This is a genomic window from Cellulomonas composti, assembly GCF_007990245.1.
Classification (GTDB): Bacteria; Actinomycetota; Actinomycetes; order Actinomycetales; family Cellulomonadaceae; genus Cellulomonas; species Cellulomonas composti.
On sequence record NZ_BJWG01000001.1, the window covers coordinates 471,690 to 488,474 of the forward strand.

At 74.2% G+C, this 16,785-nt stretch carries 17 protein-coding genes; 4 read left to right on the plus strand and 13 right to left on the minus strand.

Annotated elements, in window-relative coordinates; translation table 11 throughout:
• Nucleotides 1–7 precede the first annotated feature (7 nt).
• Both CCO02nite_RS02150 and CCO02nite_RS02155 read right to left on the minus strand, forming a co-directional pair.
• Nucleotides 8–1,252: a class I SAM-dependent RNA methyltransferase gene (locus tag CCO02nite_RS02150; RefSeq protein ID WP_146841355.1), complete on the minus strand. Its 1,245-nt coding sequence runs from the start codon at nucleotides 1,250–1,252 to the stop codon at nucleotides 8–10.
• Nucleotides 1,239–3,239: an APC family permease gene (locus tag CCO02nite_RS02155; RefSeq protein WP_146841356.1), complete on the minus strand. Its 2,001-nt coding sequence runs from the start codon at nucleotides 3,237–3,239 to the stop codon at nucleotides 1,239–1,241. The genes CCO02nite_RS02150 and CCO02nite_RS02155 overlap by 14 nt, the downstream gene beginning before the upstream one ends.
• A 127-nt stretch (nucleotides 3,240–3,366) precedes the next feature.
• On the opposite strand from CCO02nite_RS02155, the gene CCO02nite_RS02160 reads away from it, so the two are divergent.
• Both CCO02nite_RS02160 and CCO02nite_RS02165 read left to right on the plus strand, forming a co-directional pair.
• Nucleotides 3,367–4,017 carry a potassium channel family protein gene (locus tag CCO02nite_RS02160; RefSeq protein ID WP_146841488.1) on the plus strand — a complete coding sequence of 217 codons (651 nt, stop codon included), beginning with the start codon at nucleotides 3,367–3,369 and terminating at the stop codon, nucleotides 4,015–4,017.
• Complete coding sequence (locus CCO02nite_RS02165) at nucleotides 4,014–4,748, plus strand: potassium channel family protein (RefSeq protein WP_246117278.1); 735 nt, start codon at nucleotides 4,014–4,016, stop codon at nucleotides 4,746–4,748. The genes CCO02nite_RS02160 and CCO02nite_RS02165 overlap by 4 nt, the downstream gene beginning before the upstream one ends.
• Here CCO02nite_RS02165 and CCO02nite_RS02170 read toward each other — a convergent pair.
• The 4 genes from CCO02nite_RS02170 to dut all read right to left on the minus strand — a co-directional run bounded on the left by CCO02nite_RS02170 (nucleotide 4,675) and on the right by dut (nucleotide 7,224).
• A complete protein-coding gene (locus CCO02nite_RS02170) occupies nucleotides 4,675–5,442 on the minus strand; it encodes a DUF3159 domain-containing protein (RefSeq protein WP_307724025.1) in 768 nt (255 codons plus the stop codon). The genes CCO02nite_RS02165 and CCO02nite_RS02170 overlap by 74 nt on opposite strands.
• Entirely contained in the window at nucleotides 5,435–5,803 is a 369-nt protein-coding gene (locus CCO02nite_RS02175) for an OB-fold nucleic acid binding domain-containing protein (protein ID WP_146841357.1), read from the minus strand. Before CCO02nite_RS02175 ends, CCO02nite_RS02170 begins: the two co-directional genes overlap by 8 nt.
• On the minus strand, nucleotides 5,800–6,645 hold the full coding sequence (locus CCO02nite_RS02180) for a DUF3710 domain-containing protein (protein ID WP_246117279.1): 846 nt from the start codon (nucleotides 6,643–6,645) through the stop codon (nucleotides 5,800–5,802). Before CCO02nite_RS02180 ends, CCO02nite_RS02175 begins: the two co-directional genes overlap by 4 nt.
• 90 nt (nucleotides 6,646–6,735) lie before the next feature.
• Nucleotides 6,736–7,224: a dUTP diphosphatase gene (gene dut / locus CCO02nite_RS02185; protein ID WP_146841358.1), complete on the minus strand. Its 489-nt coding sequence runs from the start codon at nucleotides 7,222–7,224 to the stop codon at nucleotides 6,736–6,738.
• Nucleotides 7,225–7,318: 94 nt separating this feature from the next.
• Between dut and CCO02nite_RS02190 the strand changes: the two genes are divergently transcribed.
• On the plus strand, nucleotides 7,319–7,798 hold the full coding sequence (locus CCO02nite_RS02190; RefSeq protein WP_146841359.1) for a DUF3093 domain-containing protein: 480 nt from the start codon (nucleotides 7,319–7,321) through the stop codon (nucleotides 7,796–7,798).
• A 120-nt stretch (nucleotides 7,799–7,918) separates the two neighbouring features.
• Here the strand turns inward: CCO02nite_RS02190 and CCO02nite_RS02195 are convergent, their stop codons facing one another.
• The 3 genes from CCO02nite_RS02195 to CCO02nite_RS02205 all read right to left on the minus strand — a co-directional run bounded on the left by CCO02nite_RS02195 (nucleotide 7,919) and on the right by CCO02nite_RS02205 (nucleotide 9,918).
• Entirely contained in the window at nucleotides 7,919–8,218 is a 300-nt protein-coding gene (locus CCO02nite_RS02195; protein WP_146841360.1) for a DUF4193 domain-containing protein, read from the minus strand.
• A 174-nt stretch (nucleotides 8,219–8,392) separates the two neighbouring features.
• Nucleotides 8,393–9,262 (minus strand): inositol monophosphatase family protein, encoded by an 870-nt coding sequence (locus tag CCO02nite_RS02200; RefSeq protein ID WP_146841361.1) that lies wholly within the window; start codon nucleotides 9,260–9,262, stop codon nucleotides 8,393–8,395.
• Nucleotides 9,250–9,918: a trimeric intracellular cation channel family protein gene (locus tag CCO02nite_RS02205; RefSeq protein WP_246117281.1), complete on the minus strand. Its 669-nt coding sequence runs from the start codon at nucleotides 9,916–9,918 to the stop codon at nucleotides 9,250–9,252. The genes CCO02nite_RS02200 and CCO02nite_RS02205 overlap by 13 nt, the downstream gene beginning before the upstream one ends.
• Before the next feature lie 103 nt (nucleotides 9,919–10,021).
• Here CCO02nite_RS02205 and sepH point away from each other — a divergent pair, with 103 nt between their 5' ends.
• The gene (gene sepH / locus CCO02nite_RS02210; RefSeq protein ID WP_146841362.1) at nucleotides 10,022–11,164 is read left to right on the plus strand and encodes a septation protein SepH; all 1,143 of its coding nucleotides are present in this window, start codon (nucleotides 10,022–10,024) and stop codon (nucleotides 11,162–11,164) included.
• Nucleotides 11,165–11,233: 69 nt separating this feature from the next.
• Here the strand turns inward: sepH and CCO02nite_RS02215 are convergent, their stop codons facing one another.
• The 4 genes from CCO02nite_RS02215 to CCO02nite_RS02230 form a co-directional block, all read right to left on the minus strand.
• Nucleotides 11,234–11,896, minus strand: coding sequence for a thymidine kinase (locus CCO02nite_RS02215; protein WP_146841363.1), 663 nt, complete (start codon nucleotides 11,894–11,896; stop codon nucleotides 11,234–11,236).
• Between the two features lie 45 nt (nucleotides 11,897–11,941).
• Nucleotides 11,942–13,171: an alkaline phosphatase family protein gene (locus tag CCO02nite_RS02220; RefSeq protein WP_146841364.1), complete on the minus strand. Its 1,230-nt coding sequence runs from the start codon at nucleotides 13,169–13,171 to the stop codon at nucleotides 11,942–11,944.
• A gap of 2 nt (nucleotides 13,172–13,173) precedes the next feature.
• Complete coding sequence (locus CCO02nite_RS02225) at nucleotides 13,174–13,746, minus strand: DUF5998 family protein (RefSeq protein WP_146841365.1); 573 nt, start codon at nucleotides 13,744–13,746, stop codon at nucleotides 13,174–13,176.
• Nucleotides 13,747–13,811: 65 nt separating this feature from the next.
• Nucleotides 13,812–16,577: a bifunctional acetate--CoA ligase family protein/GNAT family N-acetyltransferase gene (locus tag CCO02nite_RS02230; RefSeq protein WP_146841366.1), complete on the minus strand. Its 2,766-nt coding sequence runs from the start codon at nucleotides 16,575–16,577 to the stop codon at nucleotides 13,812–13,814.
• Nucleotides 16,578–16,785: the final 208 nt, after the last annotated feature.

Below are 16,785 nucleotides of genomic sequence, written 5' to 3' on the forward strand. Positions count from 1 at the left end.
GACGCGGTCACCGGGTGAGGACCGCGACCGCCTCGACGTGGTGCGTCATCGGGAACAGGTCGTACCCGACGACGGACTCGAGGCCGTAGCCCTCCTCGGCGAGCAGCCCGACGTCGCGCGCGAGCGCGGCCGGGTCGCACGCGACGTAGACGATGCGCTCGGGCCGCAGCGCGGCTGTCGCGGCGACGACCTTGCGACCGGCGCCCGCCCGCGGCGGGTCGAGCACGACGACGTCGGCGTGCACGACGTCGGAGGCCGCGTCGCGCTCCCCGGTCAGCACGCGCGTCACGTCGCCCGCGTGCAGCTCGACGTTGGTGCGGTCGTGCAGGTTGCGGCGCGCGTCGCGCACCGCACGCTCGTCGCCCTCGACCGACACGACCTCGCCCGAGGGCCCGACGGCATCGGCGAGCGGCGCCGCGAACAGGCCTGCACCCGAGTACAGGTCGAGCACGGTCGAGCCGACCACATCGCCGACACCGGCGAGGACCGCACCGACCAGCACCTCCGGCGCCGCGCGGTGCACCTGCCAGAACCCGCTCGCGGCCACGCGGAACGGGTAGATCGTCCCGCCGACCTGCACGCGCTCGCGCACCGTCGTACGTGCGTTGGCGCGCAGGTCGGGCCGGCGGTGCCGCAGGTCGAACGGCTCGCCCTCGACGAGCACGATCGGCTGGTCCCCGCCCGCGGGCGCGACGACCTCGATGCGGACCCCCGCCGGGAACGTCCGACCGAACAGGTCGAGCTCGGCGATCGCCGGCACCGCGAGCGGCATCTCGTCGAGTGCGACGACGTCGTGCGACCGGTGCCGGCGCATGCCCGCACGCCCGGACCCGTCGGCCACCAGCTCGATGCGCGTGCGCCACTCGAGCCCGCCGCGCTCGTCGTCGCCGGGTGCGGCGAGCACCTCCACGGGGACGTCGAGACGCGCGAGCCGCTGCAGCTGCTCGCGAAGCACCGCGGCCTTCCAGGCGCGCTGCGCGGGCAACGCGACGTGCGCGAGCTCGCCGCCGCCCACGCCGCCGGGACCCGCGGCCGGCCAGGCCGACGGCACCCGGTCGGGGGACGCCTCCAGCACCTCGACGGCGTCCGCACGCCAGAACTTCGCCTCGGGCGCGGCCTCCGTCAGGCGCGCGCGCACCCGCTCGCCCGGCAGCGTGTGCCGCACGAAGACGACCCGCCCGTCGTACCGGGCGACGCAGTGCCCACCGTGGGCGACCGGTCCGATCTCGAGCTCGATGTCAGCCACGCGCATTCCTGTCGTCGGGCTCCTCGAGACCCGTCTGTCCTGCCGACGAGGCGAGCTGCCAGGGGACGGACGCCACGACGACGCCCGGGGTGAACAGCAGACGGCCCTTGAGCCGCAGCGCGCTCTGGTTGTGCAGGAGCTGCTCCCACCAGTGCCCGACCACGTACTCAGGGATGTAGACGACGACGAGGTCGCGCGGCGAGTCCCGGCGGATCGAGCGGACGTACTGCAGCACCGGGCGCGTGATCTCGCGGAACGGCGAGTCGAGCACGCGCAGCTGCACCGGCAGGTCCATCTCGTCCCAGGCGATGCGCAGCTGCGCGACGTCGTCGGGATCGACGCCGACCGTGACCGCCTCGAGCACGTTCGGCCGTGAGGCCCGCGCGTAGGCGATCGCGCGCATCGTCGGACGGTGCAGGTGCGAGACCAGCACGATCGCGTGCACGCGGCTGGGCAGCGCCCGGGCGGCGGCGGCCTCCTGTCCCAGCGCGAGCTCGCGGCGGACCGCGACGTAGTGCTTGTGGATGCCCTGCATGAGGACGAAGACCACGATCATCGCGAGGATCGCGATCCACGCGCCGTGCGTGAACTTGGTGAGCAGCACGATCACGAGCACGGTGCCGGTCATGCCGAGCCCGATCGTGTTGACCACGCGCGAGCGCTTCATCCGCGAGCGCGTGGCCGGGACCGGCTCGGTGCGCAGCCCACGGGTCCAGTGCCGGACCATGCCGAGCTGGCTCAGGGTGAACGACACGAACACGCCGACGATGTAGAGCTGGATGAGCCGCGTGACCTGGGCGTCGAACGCCCAGATCAGCACGATCGCGACGAGCGCGAGCGTGACGATGCCGTTCGAGAACGCGAGCCGGTCGCCGCGGGTGTGCAGCTGGCGCGGCAGGTAGCCGTCGCGCGCCAGGATCGAGCCGAGGACAGGGAAGCCGTTGAACGCGGTGTTCGCCGCGAGCACGAGGATCAGCCCGGTGACGATCGAGATCACGGCGACCAGCACCGGCATGCCCTGGAACACGGCCGACGCGAGCTGGCTGATGACCGGGTGCTGCGTGTAGTCCGGGCCGACCGTAGCGCCGTCGGGCAGCAGGAGCTGCTCGTGCGGGCGGTCGGCGAACTTGACTCCCGTGGCGCGCGCGAGGAACAGGATCGACAGGATCATCACGATCGAGATCGTGCCGAGCAGCGCGAGCGTCGTCGCCGCGTTGCGCGACTTGGGCTTGCGGAACGCGGGAACGCCGTTGCTGATCGCCTCGACACCCGTCAGGGCGGCGCACCCGGACGCGAACGCGCGCAGGACGAGGAAGAAGCCGGCCAGCCCGACCAGACCCTGGTCCCATCCCGCCTGCGGCGCGACGGTCAGCTCGGCGCTCTCCGCCATCGGCAGCGTGCCCAGGAAGTGCCGCACGGTCCCGACGACAGCGATCGACCCGATCGCGAACATGAACAGGTAGACCGGGGCCGCGAACGCGCGCCCCGACTCCTTGACGCCACGCAGGTTCACGACCGTGAGCAGCACGACGAGCACGATCGCGAACTGCGCCTCGTGCCCACGCAGCGCGGGGAACGCCGAGGCCGCGTACTGCGCCCCGGACGAGATCGAGACCGCGACGGTGAGGATGTAGTCGACGAGCAGCGCGCTCGCGACCGTGACACCGGCGTTGGGGCCGAGGTTCACGGTCGCGACCTCGTAGTCACCGCCACCCGACGGATAGGCGTGCACGTTCTGCCGGTAGCTCGCGACCACGGTCGCGAGCACGATCGCCACCCCGATGCCGACCCACGGCGAGACGACGAGCGCCGACATCCCCGCGATCGAGAGCGTCAGCAGGATCTCGTCGGGCGCGTAGGCCACCGACGACAACGCGTCCGACGCGAACACCGGGAGCGCGATGCGTTTGGGCAGCAGCGTGTGGCCCAGGTGCTCGCTACGAACGGGCCGCCCGATGAGAAGGCGCTTGGCGGCATCCGAGAGGTCCGACACGAGGGACCATGCTAGGTCCGCGCGACCCGCCCCGCGCACGCTTGCCGTCGCCGCGTGGGCCCGTCGGACGTCGGGCGTCATGAGCGCCCGGTCGGGTATAGCGTGACCGGCTGTGCACTTCGTGATCATGGGCTGCGGACGCGTCGGTGCCAGCCTGGCCCAGACGCTCGAGGAACACGGCCACTCGGTGGCCGTGATCGACCAGAACCCCGAGGCGTTCCGGCGCCTGACGTCGGGCTTCGGCGGGCACAAGGTGACGGGCCTCGGCTTCGACCGTGACACCCTGACCAAGGCCGGCATCGAGGACGCGTTCGGTTTCGCGGCGGTCGCGGACGGCGACAACTCGAACATCCTCGCCGCGCGTGTCGCGCGCGAGACCTACGGCATCGAGAACGTCGTCGCCCGCATCTACGACCCGCACCGGGCGGAGATCTACCAGCGCCTGGGCATCCCGACGGTCGCGACCGTGCGCTGGACCGCGCACCAGGTGCTGCGCCGGCTGCTGCCGCTCGGTGCGGTCGACGAGTTCCGGGACTCCTCGGGCCAGCTCACGCTCGCCCAGATGGACCTGCACCCCGGCTGGGTCGGTCTGCCCGTGACCACGATCGAGCAGGCCACCGGCGGGCGCATCGCGTACCTGACCAGGTACGGCGACGGCGTGCTCCCGACGGCCGACACGGTCCTGCAGGAGAACGACCTCGTCCACGTCGTGCTGCGCGTCGACGACCTGGCGACCGCCGAACGCACGCTCACCAAGGCACCGGAGGAGTCGCAGTGAGGGTCGTCATCGCGGGCGCGGGTTCTGTCGGCCGTTCGATCGCGCGCGAGCTGCTCGCGCACGAGCACGAGGTCACGCTCATCGACCGGCAGCCGACCGCGATGCGCGTCGCACAGGTCGCCGAGGCGGACTGGCTGCTGGCCGACGCCTGCGAGCTGCCGACGCTGCGCGAGGCTAAGACCGACGAGTGCGACGTCATGGTCGCCGCCACCGGCGACGACAAGGCGAACCTCGTCATCTCGCTGCTCGCGAAGACCGAGTTCGGCGTGCCGCGCACGGTCGCACGCGTGAACAACCCGAAGAACGAGTGGATGTTCGACGAGGCGTGGGGCGTGGACGTCGCGGTCTCGACCCCGCGCATCATGACCGCGATGGTCGAGGAGGCCGTCGCCGTCGGCGACCTCGTGCGCATCTTCACGTTCCATCAGTCGAAGGCCGACATCCTCGAGATGACGCTCCCGGAGGGCGCGCCGCTCGCGGGTGCCCGCGTGGGTCAGGTCGTCTGGCCGCAGGAGGTCGTCCTGGCGTGCATCGTCCGCGACGGCCGGCCCATCGCGCCGAGCGTCGACGACACCCTCGAGGGCCGCGACGAGCTGCTGTTCGTCACCGGTCGGGACGCCGACGAGGTCGAGCTCGAACGACTCCTGACGACCGGCGTCAGCTCGCCGCCGGGAGCGACCCCGGATCCGGTGTGGTCTGCTCCGGCTCCGGGGGACGACGTCCCCAGCTGATCACGAGCCAGCTGACCCACAGCGCGAGCGCGGTCAGCGGCACCCCCATCACGAGCTTCGCGGTACCCAGCCACGCGACCTGCGACGACAGGTACAACGGCACCTGCACGACGAGCCGCACGGCGAACATCGCGACCCACGGCACGGTCGCCCACGCGTAGCGACGGCGCAGCTCACGGTCGTCGTGCCACGCGACCGCGCCACGCCACGACCCGCCGGCGATCGGCCCGCCCTTGGCGAACAGCCCCATCACGAGCCCGACGAGCGGCCAGCCCACGAGGATCGTCGTGAGCGTGCCGACGAGGTAGGCGACGTTGACCCACAACCCGTAGGCGTAGAAGTCCTTGGCCTCTCCGGTGCGCCAGGCCCAGATCACGCCGATGCCGACGCCGAGCAGTCCCGAGAACGCCTGCGTCGGCGGGGTGCCCTGCGCGAGCCGCGCGACGACCGCGACGAGCGCGGCACCGCCGGCCGCGACCAGGGCCGGAGTCATCTGCTGCCCGGCGATCAGGTACACGACGACGAACAGCACGCCCGGCGCGACCGACTCGATGATCCCCCGCACGCCGCCGACGGCGTCGAGCGGCGAGAACTCCTCCTGCGTCAGCGCACGCATCCCCCGGGCGCCGCCGTCGTCCGGCGGCACGAGGTCGTCGATCGCGTCGAGCGGGCCCTCGCCCACGGGTTCACTCACCGGCGCGCGGCCGCAGCTCGTAGGCCGGGTTGAACATCGTGCGCACGCCGTCCATCTGGCACACCATGCCGTCGACCTTGAGCCGGCGGCCCGGGTCGATGCCGCCGATCTCGCGACGCCCGAGCCACACGAGCGCGAGCGAGCCGCTGCCGTCGTACAGCTCCGCCTCGAGCGCGGGCACGCCGTCGCGCGGGCGCACGACGACCGAGCGGATCACGCCGCTGACCTTCGCACGGGCGCGCGGCGCGAGGTCCCCGACCGCGGTGCAACCCACGGCCGTGCTCGCCTCGGCACGCTCCTCGGAGGCCTCGATCTCGTCCTGCGAGGCCGCGAGCGTGCGCAGGGCATCCCGGATCGTCACCGGGTCTCCGTCATCTCGGGACCGCGCTTGAGCGGGTCGAACGACGGCGCCTGGGACGTCGGGGCGGCGTCCGCGCCTCCGTCCGCGGCCGCGACGTCCTCGGCACCCTCGGTCGCGACCTGACGCGCGGCGCCCGGCAGGCGCAGCGCGAGCAGGTCGCGGGGCGGGCGGGCCTCGGTCCCGCGTACGACCACGACGCCGCCGAACACGTCCTCGAGCACGCGAGCCGCCTCGGGCTCGACGGCCGCACGGCCCGTCACGACGCCGCGCAGGAACCAGCGCGGCCCGTCGACGCCCAGGAAGCGCGCCGGCCGGTGGCCCGTACGCCCCTCGGGCGTGCGGGCGGGCAGCCGCGCGAGCAGCTCGCGACCGAACGGACCGGGCAGGTCGTCGGCGGCGCCGCCCTGCGCGAGCACGGACTCCCGGATCTCGGCGCGGATCTGCGACCAGATGCCCTCGGTGCGCGGCGCGGCGTAGGCCTGCAGCTGCAGCGTCGAGCCGTCGATCGCGACCGTCGCGGCGGACACCGTCCCGCTCGTCTTGTCGATCTCCATGCGCAGCTCCATGCCGGGGACGCCGGGCACGAGCAGCGCACCCAGGTCGACGCGCGCGCGCGACGCGGGCTCCTCGGTCTCGTCCCACGGACCGTTCGAGCGGTCGATCGGCGGGTCGGGCAGGAGCTCTCCCTCGTCCGCACCCTCGTCGTCGACCTCGTCACCCGCGTCGTCGACCTCGTCGTCCTCGTCGGGCGCCGCGAGGTCGACGTCGTCGACGACGTCCTGCTCGACGGTGTCCTGCTCGACGAGCTCGTCGTCCTTGGTCTTGCGGCGGAACAGAGCCACCACACACTCCTCCTGCGCGCACGCGCGCGAATGCTGCGCCCCCTACGGGGCCCGTCCGTCTCGACAGTAATCCCGGCCGGCCGTTTCGACCTAGCCGCGACCTTCCGGCCCGGCCGCCGACGCCCCGTGCCAGCCGCCGCTCGACCCGAAGCCGCCCTCACCACGGTGGGAGCCGGGCAGCCTCTCGACCTCGACGAACCTCACCCGCTCGACACGCTGCACGACGAGCTGCGCGACGCGGTCGCCGCGGTGCAGGACCACGGGCTGCTCGACGTCGGTGTTGAGCAGCGTCACGGCGATCTCGCCCCGGTAGCCGGCGTCCACCGTGCCCGGCGCGTTCACGATGGTGAGGCCGTGGCGCGCCGCGAGCCCCGAGCGGGGGTGGACGAACGCCGCGAAGCCGTCCGGGAGCGCGATCGCGACGCCCGTCGGCACCGTGACGCGGCCCTGGGGCGGGATCGTCACGTCGACGCGGGTCACGAGGTCGGCGCCGGCGTCGCCGGGGTGCGCGTAGGAAGGTGCGGGCAGCTCGGGGTCGAGGCGCAGCAGCAGCACCTCGGTGCCAGGGTCGGTCGTCACGGGCCCCGACCCTACCCGCCCTCGCACGCGCGCTGCCCTGCGTCCACAGCGCCGGCCGGCCGGGCGGTGCACCCGTGGATGACATCCTGGGCACATGTCTGCTCCGGCGCCCGGCACCCCCACCCCCGCTCCCGCCCCCGCTCCCGTGTTCGACGAGCGCCTGTGGCCCGGGCCGGGAGGCTGGGTGGCCGCGATCGCGTTCGCGGGGATGCTCGGCATCGCGCTCGTGCCGGTCGGCGCCCTGCTCGGCCTCGTCGTCGGGCTCGTCGCGCTCGTCGTCGTGGTCGTCGTGCTCGTCGCCGCGACGCCGCGCGTGCGCGTGGCCCAGGGCGAGCTGTTCGCCGCGGAGGCCCACATCCCGCTCGACCTGCTCGTCGGACCGCGCGCCCTGGCGCCCGAGGACGTGCGGACCGAGCTCGGGCCGGCGCTCGACGCGCGGGCCTACCTGTGCCAGCGCGGCTGGGTGCGCACCGCGGTCCGGGTCGAGCTGGACGACCCCGCCGACCCGACGCCGTACTGGATCGTCTCGACCCGGCGCCCCGACGAACTCGTGGCCGCGCTGACGGCGCACTGACCGCTGCCCGGCACGGGCTCAGCACGCGCTCAGCACGTGCCCGACGCAGCACGGCCAGGTCCGCTGAGAGGACCTGGCCGTGCTGTGCGGCGCTGTGCCGCGTGGATCGTGCTGGTGAGATCAGGCGGCGCACTCCGAGCACACCGGCTGGCCGTCTCGCTCGTAGGCGAGCTGGCTGCGGTGGTGCACCAGGAAGCACCGGGAGCAGGTGAACTCGTCCGCCTGCCGAGGAAGGACGCGGACCGAGAGCTCCTCGCCGGAAAGGTCCGCTCCAGGGAGCTCGAACCCTTCCGCCGCTTCGGTCTCGTCCTCGTCCACCACGCCCGAGTTCTTGTCCGAGCGCCGGGCCTGGAGCTCCTGGAGCGAATCCTCGCCCAGGTCCTCCTCGGTCTTGCGCGGGGCGTCGTAGTCGGTAGCCATCACACTCCGTCTTCTGTGCGTGTCGCGTACGCGGGATCAATGCGCGAGGGCGCCGAAATGTTCCCGGCGCGCACGGGATTGTGCACCACTTCGCCGCCCGATGCGAGCAGAGGTGACGAGAGCAACCGTCTCGCGCGTGCGGCCGGCGCCCGTACCGCTGCCCTAACGGGCCGGTCAGGCACCGCCGTCGGCGTCCAGGTCCTCGAGCAGACTGCGCAGCGACTCGAACGACCCGGGCGGCCCCGCGACCGTCATCGCACGGCCCGCGGGCGCTCCGCGAAGCCCCGTGACCAGCGCACCGGCCTCCTGCGCGATCAGCGCGGCGGCGGCCAGGTCCCACGGCGCCAGCCCGCGCTCGTAGTACAGGTCGAGCCCACCCGACGCGAGCGTGCACAGGTCCAGCGCAGCGGATCCGATGCGACGGATGTCACGTACCTGCGGCAGCAGCGCGGCGACGACCGCCGCCTGCGCCCGGCGCCGTTCCGCCAGGTAGCCGAAGCCCGTTCCGAGCAGGCTGTCGACGAGCGGGCGTGCGGGGTTGACCCGGATCGGGCGGCCGTCGAGCGTCGCGCCGATCCCCCGGCCCGACGCGAACAGCCGCCCGTCCCACGGCGCGAACACGGCACCGGCGAGCACCGTCCAGTTCTCGGGTGTCGGCTCGAGCGCCGGGTCGGGTGCGGTGACCGCGGCCACCGACACCGCGTACGCGGGCAGGCCGTACAGGTAGTTGACCGTGCCGTCGATCGGGTCCACGACCCACGTGACGCCCGACGTGCCCGCGCGGAAGCCCTCCTCCTCCCCCAGCACGCCGTCGTGCGGGCGGCGTTGCGTGAGCCGGCGGCGCAGCAGGTCCTCCGAGGCGAGGTCCATCGCGGTGACGACGTCCTGCGGGCTGGACTTCGTCGAGTGGACGTCGACACGCGCCGGCCGTCCGTCGTGCACCAGCAGTCCCGCCTCGCGCGCGAGGTCGGACGCGAGCTCGACGAGCCGCCGGATCTCGTCGGGGCCGGTGGGCACGTGCGTCTCGTCGGTCACGTCGACCATCCTTGCCCAGGACCCGAGCGCCCGCGCCACGGACCGGGTGCGCGCAGGTGGAAGCGCAGCGCCAGCACGCGCAGCGCGAAGATCGCGAGCACGACGAGCACCTCGCTCGCGGTCGTGAGCAGCCCGTGGTCCCACAGCACGACGACCGCGACGGCACCGAGCAGCGCGGGGATCGCGTAGAGCTGCCGGTCGTGCAGCACCACCGGCACCTCGCCGGTGAGCAGGTCGCGCAGCATCCCTCCGCCCGCGCCCGAGATCACGCCCACGAGCACGGCAGCGATCAGCGTCGTGCCGTACTCGAGCCCCTTCGCGGCGCCGACGACGGTGAACAACGCCAGGGCCCCGGCGTCGAGCACGACGATGAACCGCCGTGCACGTTCGAGGCGCGGGTGGAAGAAGTACATCGCCAGTGCGCCGAGCACGGCCGTGAGGATCAGCCGCCAGTCGGAGATGCCGACCGGTGGCACGGCACCGATCAGCACGTCGCGCAGCAGGCCGCCGCCGAGGCCCGCGGCCCAGCCGAGCACGAGGATGCCGAACACGTCGAACTGCTTGCGCACCGCGGCCAGCGCACCCGACATGGCGCCCACGAACACGCCGACGGTCTCGAGGACGGTGGAGTACGGGATGTCGGCGACGGACAGGTCGACGGGCACGACGCCATCCTGGCAGTGCGCGATGCGTCCGCGGCACACCGAGCCGGGTCCGCCGCGCGTCGGCGCATCGGTGGCACCCTCGTCCGTGAGGCAGGGAGGACGTATGGACGAGCTCGAGCTGGTCGGTCTGCACGACGACGGCGAGCACCTGGTGCTGTCGCGGGCCGACGGCACCCGCTACCGCGTACGCATCGACGAGCCGCTGCGCGCTGCCGTGCGCCGGGACCGGCCGCAGCTCGAGCAGCTGCGCGCCGAGGGCGCCGGCGCTCTGAGCCCGCGGGAGATCCAGGCACGCATCCGCGCCGGGGCCACCACGCAGGAGGTCGCGGACTCCTCGGGCCTGCCCGTCGAGAGCGTGCGCCGCTACGAGGGACCCGTCCTGGCCGAGCGCGAGTACGTCGCCGAGCAGGCGCGCGGCGCCCGGATCGGCCATGAAGCCGGTGCACCGACCCTCGGCGACCTGGTCACCGACCGTCTCGCGGCACGCGGCATCGATCTGGGCTCGCTCGCGTGGGACGCCGCCCGCGAGGCGACAGGTCCCTGGTACGTGTTCGCGCGGTTCCGTGTGGGCGACGAGGACCGTGAGGCGCGCTGGACCTTCGACACGTCCGCCCGCACGGTCGCGGCCGAGGAGGACGAGGCCCGCTGGCTCTCGGAGACCGAGCTGCCCGACGAGCCGGTCGCGCGACGCCACCTGGCCGCCGTGCGGGACGTGGTGTTCGACTTCGAGTCCGTCGCCACGCTGCGACCGGCGCCCGCGGACGACGACACACGCGAGCAGGACCCCGTGCCCGCGGTGGATCCGGCACCCGACCCGGCGGAGCGCACCGACGCGCTGCTCGACGACCTGCGCGCCCGCCGCGGCGTGCGGCAGCCCGTCGACACCTCCGACGACGAGGACGACGACGGGGAGTTCGAGGGCTTCGGCCCCCAGCACGCATTCGACTTCGGCGGGCTCGGCGGCGTTCCCGGCGCACACCCGTCGGACGCCGACCCGGCCGACGAGGCCGTCGTGCTGCCCGTGCGCACGATGCACGCCGTCCGGACCGCACCGACGCCGACGGTCGAGGACCGACGCACCGACGCTGCGGTCGAGAGCGCGGTCGCGCCGGGACCGGAACAGGAGCCGGAGCACGACGAGCCCGCGGCCGCCGTGCCGACCGGGACCGACCGGCCGCGTTCGAAGCGCGGCCGCGCCAAGGTGCCGAGCTGGGACGAGATCGTCTTCGGCGCGCGCCCGGAGTGACTCGCCCGGAGTGACTCGCCCGCAGTGACCCGCCCGACGTGACCCGCCCGACGTGACCCGCCGGCCCTGCTAGACGTCGAGCGGGGTCTGGGCGGCCACGAGCGTCAGTGCGCTGGGCGCCGCGGCGCGCGCGGTCGCGGCGGTCATCCGGCGCATGTGGTGGCGGCGGCACAGGACTTCGTACTGCACCTCGTCGGCCCCGCCGGACACGTCGCCGACGACCACCTGCTCACCCTCGACGACCATCGTGCCGCCGACCGTGCGCGCGTTGTGCGTGGCCCGCGCCCCGCACCAGCACAGCGCGCGCACCTGCAGCACGTCGACCCGGTCGGCCAGCTCGACGAGCCGCTGGCTGCCGGGGAACAGTCGCGCGCGGAAGTCGGTCGAGATGCCGAACACGTACACGTCGACTCCGAGCTCGTCGACCACGCGCGCGAGCTGGTCGACCTGCGCCGCGGTGTAGAACTGCGCCTCGTCCCCGATCACGTAGTCGACCGGACGCCCGTGCGTGCGGCGGGTGATCACCTCGGCCCAGAAGTCGGTCTCGTCGTCGACCTCGCAGGCCTGCTTCGTCAGTCCGAGTCGACTCGAGATCGTCGCCGTGCCCGCGCGGTCCTGCCGCGTGAACAGCACGCCGTCGCGCCCGCGCGCGGCGTGGTTGTGATGCATCTGCAGCGCGAGCGTCGACTTCCCGCAGTCCATCGTGCCGGAGAAGAACACGAGCTCGGCCACCGCCGACCACCTCTCGTCGAGCGCCCGTCCGCCGGGCGACGGCCGTCAGCCGGCCAGGATCCAGGGCACCAGCATCTCGTGCGGCGTGAGCGAACCGTGCACGCCGACGAGCTGCAGCGACGCCGCCGTCTGCGTGCGCGAGTCCGCGATCGTCGCACGCCCGGTCGTCGCGACCACGACGTCGCCGATCACCGGGGCGACCCGCTCGTCGAGCGGACCGAACAGACCCGCCGCGACGGCCTCGTCACGGGTCACGACGAGCGCCGCGTCGCCCAGCACGTCACGCCAGCGGTCGACGACGTCGTCGCCGTCCACCCCCGGCTCGAGGTGCAGGTGCAGCGCTCGCGGCTCGCCCGCGACCAGCGCGACCCCACGGCGCAGCGCTTCGTCGTGCGCGACGTCCCACCGCGCGGCCGGGTCGACGTCGACCATCCCGTGGTCGGCGGTCACGACGAGCAGCGCGTCGCGGGGCAGCGAACGTGCGAGCCGGCCGAGCTCGGCGTCCATCGCCTCCAGCGCGTCGCCCCACTGCCACGACCCCCAGCCGTGCTGGTGGCCGGCCTTGTCGACGTCGCCCCAGTACAGGTACGCGACGCCGGGCTCGCGCAGCGCGGCGAGGGCACCGTCGACGCGCGCGGCCAGGCTCTCGGCGTCGCGGTACGTCGGACCGCGCAGCGCAGCGCGCGTCAGACCGGAGCCCGAGAACCGCGACGGCCCGACGCTCGTCACGCTCACTCCCGCCGCGACGAGGCCCTCGAGCACGGTCGGGTGCGGCTGCCACCGCTCCGGATCGGGCAGGTCCGTCCAGGACACGAGGTTCCCCAGCGCCCCGGTCTGCGGCACGCGCACCGTGTAGCCGAGCATCGCGGTTCGGCCCGGTGAGGTGCCCGTGCCGAACGTGCCCATCGCGGTCGCGGTGGTCGACGGGAACGTGCTGGTCAACGGCGTGCTGTCCGCGGCCAATCGGCGCAGGAACGGCGCGTGTCCGCTGCGTTCGAGCAGGTTGCGGTGCCCGAGTCCGTCGACGAGCACGACGCACACGCGCGATGCGGCCGGCACGGCGAGCAGCTCGGCCGCCGCGACCCACTCCGGGTCGGCCGCCAGACCGAGCGCGCTCGTGACCGCGCCGGCGACCGCCGGCAGAGCCGTTCCCAGACAGGCCCGCCCGGTGGTGCCCGGCAGCACCAGACCGCGCGCTTCCGCCTCGGCGCGTAGCTCCGGTCGCTCGCTGCGGCCGCGGTAGGCGAGGCCACGGACCGCCGCGGGCTCCCCCATCGTCAGCTCCCGGCGCTGGCGGCCGAGAGCCGGCGGGCGAAGTCGGTCGCCGCCCGCACCGCCTGCACACCCTCGGCGGCGGCGCTCACGCGCACGACGACGTCGTCCGGCGCGAGCGTGCCGGTGTAGCCGTGGTCGGCGTCGCACTGCGGGTCGCCGCACGAGGCGGGTTCGAGGTCGACGCGCGAGACCGCACCCCAACCGATCGCGAGCGTGAGCTCGAGCGCCGACTCCCCGGCGTGGTGCCGTTCGGGCTGCGCGACGACGTGCGTGAGCGCGACCGAGCGCAGCTCGCGCAGCGGCACCGACTCGGTGGTCGCCGACGCGGAGGCCGACGGGTGCTCGGCATCGGCCGGGTGGTCGTCGACGTGCGCGCACACCAGGCGCGTGGCGGTCAGCGCGAGCACGGTCACGTGCCGGCGCACCTCCGCCGAGTCGAACGTCGTCTCCGGGTGCACGAGATGGGCGAGGACGGGCTCGTCGGACAGGGCGACGTCCAGGACGTCGGCGACGAGCTCGGGGTAGTAGCCCGCGCGGTGCAGATCCTCGCGCAGGGCGGTCGAGACGGCTGGCATCCGGCCATCCTCCCACCCCGCGGCGCCGCGTCGACGATCGCGGTCCGATCGGTGGATGCGCGGGGTCATGTGCGCTGCAGCCGGCGCGTCGTGTCCGCGCGGTCCGCGCGCGCGAGACTCACCCGTGCCGAAAGGATCGTCGCGCCGCGTTCGGCGACGACGACCGGGTTGAGCTCGAGCGAGCGGATCTCGGGCACGTCGTCGGACAGCACCGCGATGCGCGCGACGACGTCCTCGAGCGCCTCGACGTCCAGCGCGGGAAGCCCGCGGTAGCCGAACAGCCGCGGCGCGGACCGCGCGGAACGCACGAGCTCGGCCACGTCGACGTCCGTCAGCGGCGGCACGCCGTACGCGACGTCGCCCAGCAGGTCCGACGCGTCACCCGAGAGCCCGAAGCTCACGAGCGGCCCGAACAGCGGGTCCTCCGCGCTGCGCACCACGCACGACGAGCCGCGCGCGGCCATGGCCTGCACCTCGAGGGGCGGCCCCGACGGCGCCGGGTGGTGGGCCGCCGCGAGCGCGAGCACCTGTGCCACGTCGTCGCGCAGCTCGGCCTCGTCGGCCACGTCCAGGCGCACCCCCCCGAGGTCGGCACGGTGCCGCAGCGCCGGCGCGGTCGTCTTGAGCGCGACAGGCCAGCCGATCGCGCGGGCAGCCGCGACCGCCTCGTCGGCGTCCCGCACGCCCACGGCTGGCAGCACGCGCAGCCCCACGGCGGCGAGCAGCTCGACCGTCCGGACGGAGTCCAGCGCGAGCACCCCGTCCTGCGGCACCCCGTCGAGCCAGGTCGCGACGAGCCGGCGCGCGGCGCGCACGTCGGCACCCACCGGGTGCAACAGGGCCCCCCGGTCGCTCGACCGCCACGCCGCGTACCGCGCCGCGTGACCGAGCGCGACCGCGGCGTCCTCGGGAGTGGAGTAGGCCGGCACGGTCCGCACGCGTCCGTCCGCGTCGGGTGCCGAGAGCTCCGCGGTCACCCCGCGCAGGCCGAGCACGCACGCGACCACGGTCCGCCCCGAGGCCGCCGCCTCGTGCGCCAGGACACGTGCGACCTCGGTGTCCACGCCACCCAGGGTCGGGATGCGCACGATGACCGCGACGTCGGCGTCCGGTCCCGTCAGGGCGTCGCGCAGCCTCGAGCGCACCTCCTCGGGCGCGGCGTCCTCGGGCAGCACGCGCGCACCGGCCACGACGAGCCCCGCGGTCGCACAGGCCTCCGCGACGAGCGCCGCGACCGACGACTGGCTCGCGACGATCGCCACCCGCCGACCCGCCGGCAGCGGCTGGTGCGCGAGCACCTGCACGACGTCGAGGAGCTGATGCGTGCTGTCGACCTGGATCACGCCCGACTGACGCATGAGCTCGGCCAGCGTGCGCGGCGGCGCGTGCGTGGGCCGCACCGCATGCCCCGGGGGCACCACCTGACCCGAGCGGCCGGCCGTCACGACGACGACCGGCGTCGAAAGCGCGAGTCGCCGAGCCACCCGGGAGAACTTGCGCGGGTTGCCGATCGACTCGAGGTAGAGCCCCGCGACCGTCGTCGTCGCGTCGTCGTCCCAGTACTGCATGAGGTCGTTGCCCGAGACGTCGGCGCGGTGACCTGCGGAGACGAACGACGACAGCCCGAGCCCGCGGCGCCGCACGGCCGAGAGCAGCGCGGCCCCCAGGGGCCCCGACTGGCAGAACAGCCCGACCGAACCCGCGACCGGCGGCTCGTCGGCCAGGGTCGCGTCGAGCAGTCCGTCCGGTCGCCGGGCGAGCAGCCCGAACGACGACGGCCCGACGACGCGCATCCCCGCACCGTGCGCCGCCGCCAGCAACCGGCGCTGCCGCTCGCGGCCCTCGTCGCCCGCCTCGGCGAAGCCCGACGAGAGCACGACCACGCCGTGCACGCCCAGCGCCGCGAGCCGCCGCACCAGCGCGGGGGCGTCCTGCGGCGGCAGCGCGACGACCGCGAGGTCCACCGGGCCGGACACGTCGTCGAGGGCCACGCGGTGCACCTGCCCGGCCGGCGCGTCCGGCTCGACGCCGACCGCCTGCACCCGGGGCGCACCCGGCGCGCGCGTGAGGTGAGCGAGGACCGCCCGCGCGAGGCCGTCGTGCAGCGGCCGCACGTGCTCCTCGTCGGGCCCGTGACCGTTCCGGTCGGGGCCGTGGTGCGGCCCGACGACCAGCACCGACGAGGCGTGCAGCAGCGCGCGCACCGAGCGGGCCTCCGAGCGCCGCTCACGGTCCGCCATCACCGCGAGCGACCTGTCGGTCGGGTCGATGTCGAACGAGAGCGCGACGACGCCGTCCTCGGCGTGCTGCCGCACCGCGTAGCCCGCGTCGCGGAACACCGCGATCATGCGCCCGTTCTGCGGCAGGACCTCCGCGACGAACCGCCGCACCCCCCGCTCGCGCGCCGCCGCCGCGAGGTGCTCGAGCAGCACCGAACCCACGCCGCGGCCCTGGTGCGCGTCGGCCACGTTGAACGCGACCTCGGCCTCGTCGCCGCCCACGCGGTCGAACCGCGCGACGCCGATGATGCGCTCGACACCCTCGTCGTCCTGCACGGTCGCCACCAGGGCGACCCGGTCCTGGTGGTCCACCGTGACCAGGCGCGCCAGGTCCCGGTCCGACAGCCGCTCGAGGTGCGCGAAGAAACGCAGGTATGTCGAACGCTCCGACTGCGCGACGTGGAAGGCCTGCAGCGCGTCCGCGTCGGACGGGCGGATCGGCCGCACGCGCGTCGTCATGCCGTCCTGGAGGACGACGTCGGCCTCCCACCACGCGGGGTAGTCCCGCTCGGGGCGGTGCCCGCCGGGCGCGTCGACCGCGTGGTCCACCATCGGGCCAGGCTATCCGGGTGAGTCCCGGGCCGCGCTGCCGCTTGCCGCACGCTGCCGGTTGCCACGTGCCACGCACCTGCACGTTCCCACGTGCCACGTACCCCGCACGTTCCCACATGCCACGCACCCCGCACGTTCCGCGTGCCGCGCGCGACCCCGAGGCCGCACGGGCGAGAATGGTCGACGGTCACCGCACGAACGTCCGCAC